The 14,782-nt window shown below is 73.6% G+C and carries 15 protein-coding genes; 10 read left to right on the forward strand and 5 right to left on the reverse strand.

Going from position 1 to position 14,782, the window contains the following annotated elements; genetic code table 11:
• The first annotated feature begins 53 nt into the window (after positions 1-53).
• The gene (locus AB0I60_RS18170; RefSeq protein ID WP_360731210.1) at positions 54-350 is read left to right on the forward strand and encodes a chorismate mutase; all 297 of its coding nucleotides are present in this window, start codon (positions 54-56) and stop codon (positions 348-350) included.
• Here AB0I60_RS18170 and AB0I60_RS18175 read toward each other — a convergent pair.
• Entirely contained in the window at positions 319-1,386 is a 1,068-nt protein-coding gene (locus AB0I60_RS18175) for a histone deacetylase (protein WP_360731212.1), read from the reverse strand. The genes AB0I60_RS18170 and AB0I60_RS18175 overlap by 32 nt on opposite strands.
• A gap of 64 nt (positions 1,387-1,450) precedes the next feature.
• On the opposite strand from AB0I60_RS18175, the gene AB0I60_RS18180 reads away from it, so the two are divergent.
• The 6 genes from AB0I60_RS18180 to AB0I60_RS18205 all read left to right on the forward strand — a co-directional run bounded on the left by AB0I60_RS18180 (position 1,451) and on the right by AB0I60_RS18205 (position 8,435).
• Positions 1,451-1,768: a hypothetical protein gene (locus tag AB0I60_RS18180; protein ID WP_360731214.1), complete on the forward strand. Its 318-nt coding sequence runs from the start codon at positions 1,451-1,453 to the stop codon at positions 1,766-1,768.
• A 187-nt stretch (positions 1,769-1,955) separates the two neighbouring features.
• Complete coding sequence (locus tag AB0I60_RS18185; protein ID WP_360731215.1) at positions 1,956-2,933, forward strand: hypothetical protein; 978 nt, start codon at positions 1,956-1,958, stop codon at positions 2,931-2,933.
• A gap of 332 nt (positions 2,934-3,265) precedes the next feature.
• On the forward strand, positions 3,266-4,003 hold the full coding sequence (locus AB0I60_RS18190) for a hypothetical protein (RefSeq protein WP_360731217.1): 738 nt from the start codon (positions 3,266-3,268) through the stop codon (positions 4,001-4,003).
• A gap of 159 nt (positions 4,004-4,162) precedes the next feature.
• The gene (locus tag AB0I60_RS18195) at positions 4,163-4,999 is read left to right on the forward strand and encodes a hypothetical protein (protein ID WP_360731219.1); all 837 of its coding nucleotides are present in this window, start codon (positions 4,163-4,165) and stop codon (positions 4,997-4,999) included.
• A gap of 401 nt (positions 5,000-5,400) precedes the next feature.
• The gene (locus AB0I60_RS18200) at positions 5,401-6,741 is read left to right on the forward strand and encodes a serine/threonine-protein kinase (protein ID WP_360731221.1); all 1,341 of its coding nucleotides are present in this window, start codon (positions 5,401-5,403) and stop codon (positions 6,739-6,741) included.
• A 113-nt stretch (positions 6,742-6,854) separates the two neighbouring features.
• Complete coding sequence (locus AB0I60_RS18205; protein ID WP_360731222.1) at positions 6,855-8,435, forward strand: serine/threonine-protein kinase; 1,581 nt, start codon at positions 6,855-6,857, stop codon at positions 8,433-8,435.
• Between the two features lie 287 nt (positions 8,436-8,722).
• Here AB0I60_RS18205 and AB0I60_RS18210 read toward each other — a convergent pair whose 3' ends face one another.
• On the reverse strand, positions 8,723-9,133 hold the full coding sequence (locus AB0I60_RS18210) for an SsgA family sporulation/cell division regulator (protein WP_015105167.1): 411 nt from the start codon (positions 9,131-9,133) through the stop codon (positions 8,723-8,725).
• A 183-nt stretch (positions 9,134-9,316) separates the two neighbouring features.
• On the reverse strand, positions 9,317-10,240 hold the full coding sequence (locus AB0I60_RS18215; protein WP_360731223.1) for a DMT family transporter: 924 nt from the start codon (positions 10,238-10,240) through the stop codon (positions 9,317-9,319).
• Positions 10,241-10,315: 75 nt separating this feature from the next.
• Here AB0I60_RS18215 and AB0I60_RS18220 point away from each other — a divergent pair, with 75 nt between their 5' ends.
• The gene (locus AB0I60_RS18220; protein WP_360731225.1) at positions 10,316-11,209 is read left to right on the forward strand and encodes a LysR family transcriptional regulator; all 894 of its coding nucleotides are present in this window, start codon (positions 10,316-10,318) and stop codon (positions 11,207-11,209) included.
• An 87-nt stretch (positions 11,210-11,296) separates the two neighbouring features.
• Positions 11,297-12,424 carry an XRE family transcriptional regulator gene (locus AB0I60_RS18225; RefSeq protein ID WP_360731226.1) on the forward strand — a complete coding sequence of 376 codons (1,128 nt, stop codon included), beginning with the start codon at positions 11,297-11,299 and terminating at the stop codon, positions 12,422-12,424.
• A gap of 46 nt (positions 12,425-12,470) precedes the next feature.
• Here AB0I60_RS18225 and AB0I60_RS18230 read toward each other — a convergent pair whose 3' ends face one another.
• A complete protein-coding gene (locus AB0I60_RS18230; RefSeq protein ID WP_360731228.1) occupies positions 12,471-13,136 on the reverse strand; it encodes a response regulator transcription factor in 666 nt (221 codons plus the stop codon).
• Entirely contained in the window at positions 13,133-14,404 is a 1,272-nt protein-coding gene (locus AB0I60_RS18235) for a PspC domain-containing protein (RefSeq protein WP_360731361.1), read from the reverse strand. The genes AB0I60_RS18230 and AB0I60_RS18235 overlap by 4 nt, the downstream gene beginning before the upstream one ends.
• Here AB0I60_RS18235 and AB0I60_RS18240 point away from each other — a divergent pair.
• Positions 14,382-14,759, forward strand: coding sequence for a hypothetical protein (locus AB0I60_RS18240; protein ID WP_360731230.1), 378 nt, complete (start codon positions 14,382-14,384; stop codon positions 14,757-14,759). The two genes, AB0I60_RS18235 and AB0I60_RS18240, sit on opposite strands and share 23 nt — an antisense overlap.
• Positions 14,760-14,782: the final 23 nt, after the last annotated feature.

The raw sequence follows: 14,782 nt of genomic DNA on the forward strand, positions 1-14,782 counted from the left end.
GGGGCTTCGCCGCTTCCGGACCGGGACCCAGCCAGAGTCGAGAGGTCACCGCGATGAACAGCACCGACACCGCGCCCACCGCAGCGCCCACCACCGCCGCGCCCGCCCCCGAGGACATCGACGCGCTGCGCCGGGAGATCGACCACCTGGACGCGGAGATCCTGCGCCTGGTCAACCGGCGGGTGGAGGTGTCCCGGACGATCGGCGCGGCCCGGATGGCCGCCGGCGGCACGAAGATCGTCCACAACCGGGAGATCGACGTGCTCAACCGCTACCGCGAACTCGGCCCGGAGGGGCGCGACCTGGCGATGATCCTGCTCAAGCTGGGCCGGGGCCCGCTCGGCCGCTAGCCGCGCGGGCCAGGTCGCGGTCCACGAGCCGGTCCTCGTCGGGCAGGTACGCGAGGGGGTCGTCCAGCAGCACGCCGGCCCCCACCAGCCCCTCCACCAGCGCGTGCAGGCACAGGGCGGCGTAGCCCCGCAGGTAGCCGCCCTCCTGGGTCAGCACGGTCGGGAGGTCCAGCGTTGCCACCTCCCGGCCGATGTGCCGGTACCCGGCGGCGGTCAGGTTGTGCCTGCCGTTCGGGTCGAACGCCGAACCGTCGAACCCGGACGCGCAGACCAGGAAGTCCGTGCCGTGCTCGCGGATCGCGGGCAGCACCAGCTCCTCCAGCGCCCGCCGGTACGCGGTGTCGCCCGCGCCCAGCGACAGCTCCACGTTGAGGTTGCCCGGGCCGCTCTCCTCCGGGCCGCCGGTCTGCACGTGGTTCGCGCCCCACGGGCCGTGCCGCATGTGCACCGAGCAGGTCAGCACCCCGTCCACGTCCCGGAACACGTCCTGGGTGCCGTTGCCGTGGTGCACGTCCCAGTCCAGCACCGCGACCCGGTGGCCGGCGCGGCGGGCCGTCTCGGCGACCAGGGCGGCGTTGTTGACCAGGCAGTAGCCGTCCGGCAGGCCGCGCTGGGCGTGGTGGCCGGGCGGGCGGACGAGCGCGTACGCCAGGCGGGTGCGGCCCGCCGCCACCGCCTCGTACGCGGCCAGCGCGGTGCCGGCGGCGGCGCGGATCGCGTCCCAGGAGCCGGGGCCGACGACGGTGTTGGTCTCCAGCGATACTTTTCCGCCCGCGTGGCACGCCTTATATAGGGAGGACAGGTACGCGTCCGTGTGGACGCGCGCCAACTCCTCCTCCGTGGCGAACCGCCCCTCGGACCACGTGAGGTGCGGTGCCACCGGGCCGTGCAGCAGGGCGTGCCGGAACGTGCTCAGCCGAGCGGCGTTCTCGGGGTGCGGCTCGGCCTCGTCCAACCACGCCCGGTCGCCGGGCAGCTCCCACAGACCGGTGCCGGTGTCGTGCCCCAGGCAGGCGTCGTGCCAGAAAAACTCCACCCGAGGGGGATATCAGGGCGATCACCCATGGGCCAAACCGAAAGAGCGCAGGCACACTGGGGGCATGGGAGTCATCGGCCTCATCACGGGTCTCATCGCAATCCTCGGCGTGCTCGCCGCGCTCGCCCACGACGGCTACCTGGCCATGCTCGGGTCGGCCGCCAAGTCGAAGCGGGCGGCGGGTGCCCCGATCGCGCAGTACGTGCGCAGCCGCTGGGCCGTCGCCGGCGTGACCACGGTCGTGGCGCTGGTCGGCCTGCTGATCACCTCGGGCGTGAGCGTGGCCAGCGACGTCATCGGCGCGCTGATCGCGGGCGGTGCCGGCCTGGCCGCCACGAACGCGTTGCAGAGCAGCCGCAAGAAGCTGAACAGCGGCAACTGAGGCAGTTCACTCGGTCGGGTGTCACGTGGGGTCATCCGGCTTACCCGTCAAGCCGCTCCCGGACCCTGCACCTACCCTGGGGTAGGCGCAGGGTCTTCGTCGTCCCACCCCCGGTTCCCTGCCCCTGAACAGGTGAACTGCGGCCCGACTCGCGTCAGGCCCGGGGGTGGGAGGGATCACGACAGGTATGGACATCGCGGAACCGGAACGGTCCGGCAGGCACCGGCTGGAGCACGGGAGCGGCGACCTCTGGCTGCCGCTGGGCCCGGTGCCCGACCCCTCCCCGCACGCGGGGCAGGTGGTCCGGCCCGGGGCGCTCCCGGTGCAGCGGACCCGCGACCCGGTGGCGGACACCGACGCGGTCGGCCTGCGCAAGTTCAACATCGGCCTCGTCCCGGCCTCGGTGACCCCGCCCCGCACGTGGAAGCGGGCCGCCTGGTTCGCCGTCGTGTCGTCGGCCGCCGTCCTGGTGGGCCTGGCGTACGCGGCGGCCAAGCTGGTCGGCGCGGACTCGCCCGAGGAGCGGATCGGGATGCCCGGCTACCCGACCGCGAGCCCGCTGATCACCGGGTTCGACACCCCCGCGCCGCCCGTCCCCACCGAGGTCGTGGCGGTCCGCCCCGAGCGACCGGACCGCCCGGACCAGCCGCGCGAGGAGAGGGCCGCGGCGGTCCGGGGCACCGACGAGGTCCGCCCCCGCACCACCGCCGACCCGGCGCCGCCCGGCGCGGCCACCGGCGAGCCGTCGACCGCCGGCCGGCCGGGTGCCGGGCCCGGCAGGTCGACCGCCGAGCCCGCCGACCCGTCCACCGCGCCGACCGTGACCACCGTGCCCGGCCGCGCGAAGCCGCTGGTGGACGCGGCGGCGATCGTGCTGCGCACGGAGCGGTTCTACGAGCAGGCGGTGGCCGACGCGGAGGCCGCGATGGCGATGGTGTCCGACGGGTTCCGGTCGGACGCGGAGGCCCTGCTGGAGCAGCGCTTCTCGGACGTGTCGGCGATCGAGGTCACCGCGATCACGGTCGACCCGGCGTCCGGCGCGACGGTGAGCACGCTCCGGGTGACGAAGTCGGACGGCAGCACCACCACCGAGCGGCGCGAACTGCTGTTCACCACGGCCGGCGACCCCCTGATCAACGCCGAACGGCTGCTCGACGCGTCCTGACCCCGGCGGGTGCGGTCGGGTCGGCGCGGCCGGGCCGGTCGGCGCGGGTGCGGCCGGCTACCGATCGGTGCGGTCGACGCCGAACGGCCTCCCGTCGGCGTCCAACGGTCGTTCGCAAACGTACAGCCCGACGCCGCTCCGTGCTTGATCGCCTGATCGAGGGACAGGTGCGGACCGCTGACCGCCACGAACGGGTGAACCCCTCCATTCTGCTGGCTTCGCCCTGGTGAAGCGCGGTACGAGTTCTCGCTGACGACACAGGTGCGAGGGAGTCGCCAGTGCAGCGCCCTACGACGAGCGGTCGCAGGCACAGCCGTGCGGGTTCGGTCTCGGTGGCCGAGTTGATCCGGAGGCAGCGCGTCCCGCTGCGGATCGCGTCCCGGGAGCGGCCCACCGCCCGGGGCCCGCTCCCCGGGCAGACCGGCGAGGCCGCCCACCAGGCCCCGCCCCGGCAGTCCAACCGGACGGCCCGGGTCGCGGCGCTGACCACCGGCGCGCTCGTGCTGCTGGTGTCCGTGGCGGCGGCGTCGATCCTGGTCGCCACCCGCGACAGCGGCCCCGCCCGGCCCTCGGTGACCCCGCCCGCCGACATCACCGGCTCCTCGGCGCTGCGGCCGGACGTGCTCGCGGCGGAGCTGACCGGGCCGCAGGACTCCGAGCCCGCCCCGCTCGGGCCGGACCCGATGGCCGCCGACGTGCCGATGGACGTGCCGGCCGAGCCGGAGGGCCCCGTCGTGCCGCCCCGGGAGGCCGCGACGCGGTCCAAGCCCCAGGTGGACGTGGTGCGGCACTTCTACGAGCTGCTGCCCGCCAAGCCCGCCGAGGCGGCGCTGCTGCTGACCGGCGACCTGATCGGCACGGGCGCGCGGGACTTCGTCGCCTCGTGGGGCGGCATCCAGGCCATCACCATCGAGTCGACCACCCTGCGGGCGGACGGCACGGTGCGCGCCGTGGTGTCGATGCAGGAGCGGTCCGGGCGGTGGATGCGGGTCGAGCAGCGGTTCTGGCTCACCGACACCAGCCCGCCCCGGATCTCCGGGACAGAGGTCCTTTCGGCCCAGCGGAGCTGACCCTGCGTGACGGCCACGCGACCGGAACTCACCCAGCGTTGAGAATCACAGTCCTTGACGAGGAAACTTCCCCCAAAGGGGTTACGGATTCGGTCACGATTCGGTATCCATGTTCCCGGTCGGTAGCTCAACGCACTCCCCGGGAAAGGTGAGACTCCGGTGTCGAACGACGACAACCGCCGTCGGCAGGACGGCTCGACGGCCAAGCTGTCGGTCGCCGACCTGATCGCCAGGCGCGAGGCGGAGACCCAGCCGATCCCCCGGATCACCGACGAGGAGACCATCCGGTTCACGCCCCGGGTGAACCTGTCGGGCCGCGAGCTGCACATCACCGAGCTGCTGCGCCGCGAAGGCCGCGCCGGCGAGGAGGAGCGCGGCGGCGGTGGTTTCTCCGTGCCGAAGCTCGTCGCCATGGCCGGCGGCGGCGTGGTGCTGGCCGGCGCGGTCGCGTTCACCGCCACGAGCCTGCTCACCTCGCCCGACGAGCGCCCGCTGGCCGAGGTCCGGTACGACAACCGCCAGGCCGCCCGCAGCACCAACACCCTCGGCAACGACCTGGCGGCAGCCGCCGCGAACCAGCAGCAGGCCCAGCCGGCGCAGGACACGACCACCGAGGCGACCACCACCACCGAGCCCACCCAGGCGACGACCCAGCGGCCCCGGGCCACCCAGCAGCCGGCCCCCGCGCCGACCACGACGACGACCGAGCAGGCCCCGCCGCCGGTCGAGCCGCCGCCCGCCACCACCACGACGACGCCGCCCGCCGAGGTGCCGCCGCCGACCACGACGACGCCGCCCACGACGACCCAGGCGCCCCGGCCGTCCTCGGACGCACCCACCCCGCCGTCCACCGGCGTGACCGCGCCGCCGTCCTCGACCGCGCCGTCCTCCGAGCCGTCCGCGCCCACTGCGCCGTCCGCACCGTCCGCCGGCGTCGACCTCGGCGGCATCCTCGACCCGCTGGGCGGGTTCGACTTCTTCTCGCCCGCCGCCTGAGTCGCGCCGCCGCGAGCCCGCCCCGCCGGCGAGACCGGCGCGGTCACCCGACCGGGCGACCCGGTCGACGCACCGGCCGGCGTTCGGGCCGACCGGTTCGACCCCCTGGCGCAGCGCGATGCGGTGCGGGTGCGTTCCGGAACGTGAGGGCCGCTCAGCGCGCGTGGACTCGGCCGTTCGGACCCAAAAGGGGCGATCTTCACCCGAACAGGTGGCTTCCCCGGTCGGATTCAGGTATCCCTTCCCGGTCCGGACGTAGCTCGCGTGACCTGCACAACGGTCCGAAAGCCGTAGTCACCGCCGGGGTAGGCTGTCCGCGCACCGATCCGCACGACGAGGAGCCCGAGCGTGAGACCTGCTGCCCTTGCCGCGGTCCCGCAGCGCCCCAGCGAGGTGGTCCGGTGAGCGCCGACGAACGCCTGATAGCCGAGCGCTACCGCTTCCTGGACCGGATCGGCAGCGGTGCCATGGGCATCGTCTGGCGGGCCCAGGACGAGCGCCTCGGCCGGATCGTGGCCATCAAGGAGCTGCTGCTCCAGCCCAGCCTCGACGCCACCGAGCGGGACGAGGCGATCCAGCGCGCCATGCGCGAGGGCCGGATCGCGGCCAAGCTGCACCACCCCAACGCCATCGCGGTCTACGACGTGGTGGAGGAGAACGGCGCCCCCTGCCTGGTCATGGAGTACCTGCCGTCGAGCAGCCTGGCCGACACGATGGCCGAGCACGGCCCGCTCGACCCGGTGGAGGTCGCGCAGATCGGCGGGCAGGCCGCCGCCGCGCTGGCCGCCGCCCACGCGGCGGGCATCGTGCACCGGGACGTGAAGCCGGGCAACGTGCTGCTCGCCGACAACGGCCTGGTCAAGATCACCGACTTCGGCATCTCCCGGGCCAGCGACGACGTCACGGTCACCAAGACCGGCCTGATCGCGGGCACGCCCGCCTACCTCGCGCCGGAGATCGCGCGCGGCCAGGACCCGACGCCCGCGTCGGACGTGTTCTCCCTGGGGTCGACGCTGTTCGCGGCCGTCGAGGGCGAGCCGCCATTCGGCCTGAGCGAGAACACCCTGGGCGTGCTGCACGCCGTGGCGGCCGGCCGGATCAACCCGCCGACGATCGACGGCCCGCTGGCCGACGTGCTGCTGGTGCTGCTGAACTACGACCCGGCCGACCGGCCGACCATGGCCCAGGCCCGCGACATGCTCAACGCGGTCGCGCACGGCCGCAACCCGAGCCTCGGCGGCCTCGCGCCCGCAGCGATGCCGGTGGCGGGCGCGACGACCGTGCTGGACGCCGACCGCACCCACGTGGTCCGGCCCGCGCCGCGCACGGTCGGCCCCCGCACGGTCGGCCCGACCGCACCCGTGGCGCCGCCGCCCGAACCGAACAACACCCGGCCGCTGGTGATCGCCGCCGTGGTGCTGGGATCGTTGCTGCTGCTCGGTTTCCTCCTGGTCGCGCTCGGCGCGTTCGACACCAAGGAACCGAAGGTGCCCCCGGTCACCAACAGCACCTCCAGCACGGCGCCCACGACGACCACGACGCCGCCTGTGACGACCACCACAGAGCCGCCGCGCACCACGTACGAAGAGCCGACCACGACCACCACCACGACCACCACCACGACGACCACGACGACCACCACCACGACGACGACCACGACGCCGAAGACGACGGTCCCCCCGACGACCACACCGCCGCCGGCCGTGACGAGTACGAGCCCGCAGCAGCCCCAGGGCGGCTGACAACCTCGTAAGGTGGACGACGAACCCGATCGGGTGACCAAACGTCCTTGTGTCGAAGTGGCGACGTCACCGGTGTTCGCCCCTGACCAGCCCGAGCTAGCTTTGGAGCACCTGTGACCGACGACGGCCGCCTGGTTGCCGGCCGCTACCGACTGGGCCACCGGATCGGCAGCGGCGCGATGGGCATCGTCTGGCAGGCCCACGACGAGCGCCTGCACCGCACGGTCGCCGTGAAGCAGCTGCTGCTCCAGCCCGGCCTGGCCGAGGCGGACACCGACGAGGCCAAGCGGCGGGCGATGCGGGAGGGCCGGATCGCGGCCCGGCTCCAGCACCCGCACGCGATCGCGGTCTACGACGTGGCCGAGGACGACGGCCAGCCCTGGCTGGTGATGGAGTACCTGCCGTCCAAGAGCCTGTCGACCGTGCTGTCCGAGCGCGGCACGCTGCCGCCGCGCGACGTGGCGTCGATCGGCTCGCAGGTGGCCTCGGCGCTGGCCGCCGCGCACGTCGCGGGCATCGTGCACCGCGACATCAAGCCGGGCAACGTGCTGCTGGGCAACGAGGGCACGGTCAAGATCACCGACTTCGGCATCTCCCGGGCGACCGGCGACGTGACGGTGACCGCCACCGGGATGCTCGCGGGCACCCCCGCCTACCTAGCGCCCGAGGTGGCCAAGGGCTACGACCCCGGTCCGCCCTCGGACGTGTTCTCGCTGGGCTCCACGCTCTACGCGGCGATCGAGGGGATGCCCCCGTTCGGCCTGAACGAGAACACCATCGCGCTGCTGCACCAGGTCGCGTCGGGCAAGGTGACGCCGCCCAAGCAGGCCGGTCCGCTGACCGCCCTGCTGATGCGCCTGCTGCGCGCCGAGCCCGAGGACCGGCCGACGATGGCCGAGGCGAAGGAGGCGCTGGCGGCGGTGGCCGCCGGGCGGGCCGCGCCGGAGTTCCCGGTGGCGCTGCCGCAGACCCACCCGCCGTCGTGGCAGGGCGCTCCCGTGCAGCAGCCCCAGCAGCACGCGGCGGTGACCCGCGCGGTCGCACCGGCTCCGGCGGCGACCCGGGTGTCCCCGGTGCCGACGCCCCCGCGCCCGGCGGCGGCGCTGCCGCCCCAGCGCCCGGCCGCCGCGCCGCGCCAGGAGTACAAGCAGTCCGGCCGGGGGCCGGTGAAGAGCAGGCGCTCGACGGTCTTCACGGCGCTGGCCATCGCGGCGGCGGCCGTGGTCGGCATCCTGCTGGCCAGCATGTTGAGCCGGGGCGAGGCCGGCAACCAGGCCGGTCCGACGACGACGGTCACCCAGCCCGCCGCCGGTGGCGAGCCGTCCACGACGACCACGAAGAAGACCGCCGCCCCGCCGCCGAAGATCACCACCGACCCGACGCCGGACCAGCAGGAGCAGGCGATCCGGGACTACTTCGCGCTGATGCCGTCGAACGTGGAGGACGGCTTCAACCGGCTGACCGCCGAGATGAAGAGCGGCAACGGCGGGTTCGAGGGCTACAAGGGCTGGTGGAGCCAGGTCAAGGCGGTCGAGTTGACCAACGTGCGGATCAACGAGCCGTACGCGTACGAGATCGAGGTCGCGTACCACATGAAGGACAGCTCGGTGTCCCGCGAGCGCAAGCTGATCGTGCTCAAGTGGGAGAACCAGGGCCTGTTCATCGCCAAGGACCAGACGCTCGGCAAGTCCTGACCGGTCCGGGGCCGCTCCCCAGCGGGCGGCCCTGCGGACCGGTGACGACCTCCCACTCCCCCTCTGCGTGCGTCTGACGACCCGCTCGCCCGCTTGGCTGCCTGCGCTCCCGGCGCAGGCGGGGCGGCGTGTCCATCCCCCTGGAACGGTCCGGCGCGGTCAGCGCCTGCCGACCGGCCTGATCGGCGGCGGGCACCCCCGAGCGACCGCCGTCGGCACGTCCGGTCGCCCGCCGTCCTCCCGTCGCACCCGCGGGTGCCGCGCCCGGAGGAGGGCAGGCGACCGGCTCAGTTGGTGGAGACCAGCTTCGCCAGCTCGCGGTCGAAGTCGATCCACAGGTCCTCCTCGCCGGGCTGGACCACGTCGTAGGTGAGGTCCAGGAACTCGGCGATGTCCTCGGCCTGGGCCGACAGGATGGCGAAGCCGGTGGGCGCGTTCAGCTCCAGCAGGACGCGCTCGGGGTCGTCGGCGGCCGGCCGCACGAGGATGTCGCCCTCGCCGGACGGCGTGAGCAGCCCGTCCGCCAGCAGGTCGCGGGCGAAGATCCACTCGACCTTGCCCTGCCCGGTGTGGAACAGCACGGCGACCGCGTAGGGGTCCTCCGGTTCGTAGTGCAGCTCCGCTTCCACCGGTGCCGGTGCGACCCCGGGGACCAGGAGGTGGAACGTGGTGCTCGCGGTGATGCTCTCGGCGCTCATGGTGTGGAGTCCTTCCCGTGTTCATCCCTCTCTTGGAGAGGAGACGTCCGAGAAGGCCGATCGGGACGTGGTTCGGCCCAATACCACGCTATCGGGGGAGACCTGGGTCTCAGGTCCACCCGTTTGCCCAGTTCGGTTGTCTCAGATGGCCTATACCGACGAGTAACCCAGTGTTATCGCAGGTCACTTGAGCGTAGTCGTCCGCTCCGGCTGGACCGGGATGATCGCCGTCGCGGGCTGCCGGCGGGTCAGCGCGACCCCGGCGAGGACCACGACCATGCCCGCCACGACCCGCGCGTTGAGGTCCTCGCCGAGGAACGCCGCGCCCAGCAGCACCGACACCACGGGCAGCAGGTAGCCGACCGTCGTGGCGTTGGTGGGGCCCTCGTCCTCGATGAGCCGGTAGTTCAGGACGAACGCCGCACCCGTGCCGAAGACGCCCAGGACGCCGACCGCCACCAGCGCCTGCCAGGTCAGGTGGGTCTCGTCGAGGCCGCCGACCGGCAGCACCAGCACGGTCAGGCCGGAGGCCGTCACGAGCTGCGCCGAGGACAGCTGGATGGACGACAGGCCGCGCCCGGAGATCGTGCGGCCGATGTAGGTGTAGCTGACCGCGTAGGAGGCGGCGGCGGCCAGGCAGGCCAGCGCGCCCCAGCTCGCCAGGCCGGCCCTCTCCCACGGCGCGAAGATCAGCAGGGTGCCCGCGAAGCCCAGCACCAGGCCGACCAGCCGGGCCGGGTTGCGCCGGCGCTCGAAGCCCAGCAGCAGGCCCAGGGCGAGCGCCCACAGCGGCGTGGTGGCGTTCAGCACGCCCGCGACGCCCGAGTCGACGGTCTGCTCCCCCACGCCGAACAGCACGAACGGGATGACGTTGCCGAAGACCGCAGCCACCGCCAGGTGCACCCAGACGCCCCGGTCCGCCGGCAGCCGCTGACCGCGCGTGAAGACCAGCACGACCAGGACCGCCGCGCCGAGCACGGTGCGGACCAGCGCGATCTGGACCGGCGACAGCCCGGTCAGGGCGATCTTGATCCACAGGAAGCTGGAACCCCAGAGGAGGGCGAGGACGCCCATCCTGACCAGCGTGCCGGGTCTGTTCACGGGCATACTCTGCGCTACGCGAAGCATCAGGACAAGTAAAGAGAACTGCAAGATGCTTAAGCAGCGCTGTACGATCGGGCCATGCTGGACGTGCGACGAATGCAGGTGCTCCGGGCCGTGGTGACCACCGGCTCCATCACCGCCGCGGCGGCCAACCTCGGCTACACGCCGTCCGCCATCAGCCAGCAGGTCGCGGCCCTGGAGAAGCAGGCCGGGCTGCCGCTGCTGGACCGGGTCGGGCGGGGCGTGCGGCCCACCGTGGCCGGGCGGGTGCTCACCGAGCACGCGGCCCGCATTACCGACCGGCTGGTGGAGGCCGAGGCGGCGCTCGCGGACCTGAGGGAGGGGCGCACCGGGCGGCTGCGGGTGCGGTACTTCGCCACCGCCGGAGCGGCGCTCGTGCCACCGGCCGTGGCCGCGTTCAAGGCCCGGCACGCCGACGTGCAACTGGACCTGAAGCTGACCGAGCCCGCCGACCCGATCGTCGAGGTCGGCGCGGGGCGCGCGGACGTGGCGCTGTCGGTGTTCCCGCGCGAGGCCGAGGTGCCGCGCGGGGTGCACGTCGAGCACCTGCTGGACGACCCGTACCTGGCGGTCCTGCCCCGAGGCCACGACCTGGCCCGCAAGCGGGTGCTGGACCTGGCGGACCTGGCCGACGAACCGTGGGTGGACGCGGTGAACCCACCCGGCCACTGCCGGGACATCGTGCTGGACAACTGCGCGGCGGCCGGCTTCGCGCCGAACTTCGTGCTGGAGTCCGACGACTACCCGACCGCGCAGGGCTTCGTCGCGGCGGGCCTGGGCGTGACGATCGTGCCGAAGCTGGGCCTGGGCGTGGTCCACCCCGGCGTGGTCGTGCGCAAGCTGCGCCACCCGGAACCGACCCGCACCATCTGCGCCGCGATCCGCCAGGACAGCATCGGCTCGCCGGCGGTGAAGACCCTGCTGGACGCCCTGAAAGCCGCCGTCGCCTGACGGGTGGGGGTGCCTTTGTGGCAGGTGGTCTCCCTGGTTGCCCCACGAGTCCGGCGGTGGAGGGGCTGTGAGCAGCGATCAGGCCGAGTGGTTGCGGGTCCGCCGAGCACCCGGGGCCCGGGCCGCGAACTGACCGAACTCGCGGCCTGGCTCTACCCCGAAGCGGACCGGGCCCCCGGTGGTCACGTCCTCGCCGGGCCGGGGTGGGTGTCGGAGCGCCCGGTGGAGCTGGACCGCGTCGAGCTGCGGTGGGCGGAGGACGCGCGGCCGTTCCGCCTCCCGGAACCGGCTCCCGTCGAGCACCTGCTCCCGCTGAGCGACAGGGGCACCCGGTACACCGACTACAGCCGCGCGGTTCGGGACCTGGTGCGCCCCAGGTTGCTGGAGAACCGGCTGAGCTACCGGCTCACGGCCGTCGACGCGGTCGACTCGTCCCCCGAGCGCAGGATGCGCCTGACGTTCGGCCGGACGACCTTCTTCGAGCTGTTCAGCCTGAAGCAGATGATCGCGCACGAGTTCAAACGGGCGTGGCTCTCGTCGGGTCGGTCGATGCCCGGTTTCGCGGACCTCCCCCTCCGCACCGCGCTCGGCGACCCGTTCGACCCGGAAAGGCTGCTGATGTCGCCGGGCATCAACACGTTGACCATCCGCCGTGGCAGCCGCCGCGAGTCGGCGGCGTTCGTCCTGCACGAGAGGGACAGCGGCGGGGTGGCCGACGGCGGCGGGCTGTGCCACGTGATGCCGGCCGGCGAGTTCCAGCCCTCGTCCGCCGCGCCGGTCAACGTCCGGAACGACTTCTCCCTCTGGCGCAACATCATGCGGGAGTTCTCGGAGGAGTTCCTCGGCAACGCCGAGCACGACGGCTGCGACCCGCGCCCGATCGACTACCGCTGGGACGACCCCTTCGCCCGGTTCGAGGACGCGAGGAGGCGGGGGACCTTCCGCCCGTGGCACTACGGCCTGGTGGTGGAGCCACTGGAACTCGGCGTCCAGCAGCTCACGGTCGCGGTGGTCGACGCGCCCGAGTTCGACCGGCTCTTCGCGCGGATGGTGGCGGTCAACGACGAAGGACGCGTCGTCCGACGGGGCGGGGTGCAGCACCTCCCCTTCACCGCCGAGACCGTCGACCGGCTGGACCCCCGGCTGTCCGCGAGCGCGCTGACGCTGCTGCGGATGGCGTGGCGTGATCGCGCCACCCTGCTCGCCGGCCAGTAGGCGACCCCGTACCAGCGCACCAACCCCGATCAATCCTCGCGAAAGCTCAGACCAGGCGGCGGTCGGAGGCCCAGCGGGAGAGTTCGTAGCGGTTGGAGAGCTGGGTCTTGCGCAGCACGCTGGACACGTGGGTCTCGACCGTCTTCACCGAGATGAACAGCTCCGACGCGATCTCCTTGTACGCGTACCCCCGGGCCAGCAGCCGCAGCACGTCCCGCTCCCGGGGCGTCAGCAGGTCCAGCTCGGGGTCGCTGATCGGGGCCGCGCCGGGGCGGTCCGCGAACGCGTCCAGGACGAAGCCGGCCAACCGGGGGCTGAACACCGCGTCGCCGTCCGACACCCGGACCACCGCGCGCACCAGCTCCTGGCTGGAGATGGTCTTCGTCACGTACCCCCGCGCGCCCGCGCGGATCACCGCGATCACGTCCTCGGCGGCGTCCGACACCGACAGCGCCAGGAACACCACGTCCGGCAGCGCCGTGCGGACCTGCCGCAGCACCTCCGCGCCGCCGCCGTCGGGCATGTGCACGTCCAGCAGCACCACGTCCGGCCGCACGTGGCCGATGCCGACCACCGCCTCGCCCACCGAACCGGCCTCGCCGACCACGTCGACCTCGTCGGTGATCGAGTCGAGCTCCGCGCGCACGCCCGCGCGGAACAGCGCGTGGTCGTCCACCAGGAACACCCGCACCGGCGGCTTCTCGGTTGTCACGTCCTGGCCTCCGTCTTCTGGTTGCCGGCGGTCTTCCTCGGCATGTGCAGCTGCACCTCGGTGCCCTCGCCGGGCGTCGTGCGCAGCCGGACCTCCCCGCCGTGCCGGTCCATCCTCCCCCGGATGGAGTCGGCCAGGCCATGCCGGTCCTCCGGGACCAGCGCCGGGTCGAAGCCCTTGCCCCGGTCCCGCACGAACACGGTGACCCGGTCGGGCTCGACCTCGCCGTACACGCTGATGTCGCCGACGCCCGCGTGCTTGGCCGCGTTGACCATCGCCTCGCGGGCCGCCTGCACCATCGCCAGCAGGTTGTGGTCCAGCTCGCAGTCGCCCACCACGACCTGCTGGACGGCGATGGCGAACTGGTCCTCGACCTCGCCGGACGCCTTGGCGATCGCGGCGGACATCATCGTCGGCTGCCCGTTCTCGCCGACCGCGTGCCCGTACAGCCAGTCGCGCAGCTGCCGCTCCTGGCCCCGGGCCAGCCGCTTGACCTCGCGCGGGCTCTCGGACTGCTTCTGGATCAGGGCGAGCGTCTGGAGCACCGAGTCGTGCAGGTGGGCGGCGATCTCGGCGCGCTCCTCGGTGCGGATGCGGACCCGGCGCTCCTCGCCCAGGTCGTTGATGAGCTTGATCCACAGCGGCACGGTGAGCACCGCCACGCCGCCCAGCGTGGCCACCACGGCGAGCAGCGCGAACCGGAGCTGGTCGATGCCGTAGCTGCTGATCAGCAGCACGCCGATGCCGATCGCCACCAGCGCCACCCCGGACAGCACCCGGACCAGCGCGGCCCGGCCGGTGCCGAACAGGCCGGACTTCGCGCCGTCGCGCCACCGCCTGCGCTGCGCCTCGTCGGCCTCCCGCCAGACGACGGCCGCGCCGACCAGGGCGACCGCGAGCGGCCCCACTATCCAGCCGCTGACCGGCCCGGACAGCAGCCCGCCGACCACCGCCGCGCCGATGCCCAGCGCGACCAGCCCGAGTGCCTGCTGCCGCTCCTGGGGCTTCGGGGACGGCTCCGGGGTGTCCACCGCGCGCTGCGGCACGAACAGCCACAGCAGCCCGTAGGCCACGATCCCGACGCCGTTGAGGGCGGTCAGCGCCGCGAACACCGCGCGCACCCAGAACACCTCGACCCCGAGGTGGTCGGCGACACCGCCCGCCACCCCGGCGACGACCCGCCCCGCCCGCCGCCGGCGCACCGGCTCGTGCCCGCGCCCGGCCTGCCCCGCACCGACCGCCCCCGTGGACCCGGACGCGACCGGCACGCCCACCGGGAGCACGCCCGCAGAAGGCACGGACACAGGAGGCACGGCGGAAGTCGGCACGCCCGCAGAAGGCACAGCGGAGGTCGGCACGCCCGCAGGAGGCACGGCCGAGGTCGGCACACCGGTCGTCGGCACGCCCACGGTCGGCCGGTCGGACGTCGCCGCCGAACCCGCCCCCGCCGACGTCTGCCCGGCCGGACCGGCCTCCGCCGGACCCGTCTCCGCCGAGGTCTGCCCCGCCGAGGTCGACGAGGTCGGGATCGGCGCGGTCGGGTCGGGCGTCGCCGGGTCGGGCGTGGCCGGACCCGGCGTGGCCGGTCGGGGCGTGGAGGACACCTGCGAGCTCACCTCCTGATGGTCACACGCGTCCGGGGCGCT

The sequence above is a fragment of the Actinosynnema sp. NPDC050436 genome (assembly GCF_040655415.1).
Lineage (GTDB): Bacteria > Actinomycetota > Actinomycetes > Mycobacteriales > Pseudonocardiaceae > Actinosynnema.

What these genes read in the sequence shown, in the direction of transcription:
- AB0I60_RS18170 (WP_360731210.1), top strand. Translation starts at nt 54, where the DNA reads ATGAACAGCACCGACACCGCGCCCACCGCAGCGCCCACCACCGCCGCG.
- AB0I60_RS18185 (WP_360731215.1), top strand. Translation starts at nt 1,956, where the DNA reads ATGGACATCGCGGAACCGGAACGGTCCGGCAGGCACCGGCTGGAGCAC.
- AB0I60_RS18210 (WP_015105167.1), bottom strand. Translation starts at nt 9,133, where the DNA reads ATGAGCGCCGAGAGCATCACCGCGAGCACCACGTTCCACCTCCTGGTC.
- AB0I60_RS18180 (WP_360731214.1), top strand. Translation starts at nt 1,451, where the DNA reads ATGGGAGTCATCGGCCTCATCACGGGTCTCATCGCAATCCTCGGCGTG.
- AB0I60_RS18220 (WP_360731225.1), top strand. Translation starts at nt 10,316, where the DNA reads ATGCTGGACGTGCGACGAATGCAGGTGCTCCGGGCCGTGGTGACCACC.
- AB0I60_RS18215 (WP_360731223.1), bottom strand. Translation starts at nt 10,240, where the DNA reads ATGCCCGTGAACAGACCCGGCACGCTGGTCAGGATGGGCGTCCTCGCC.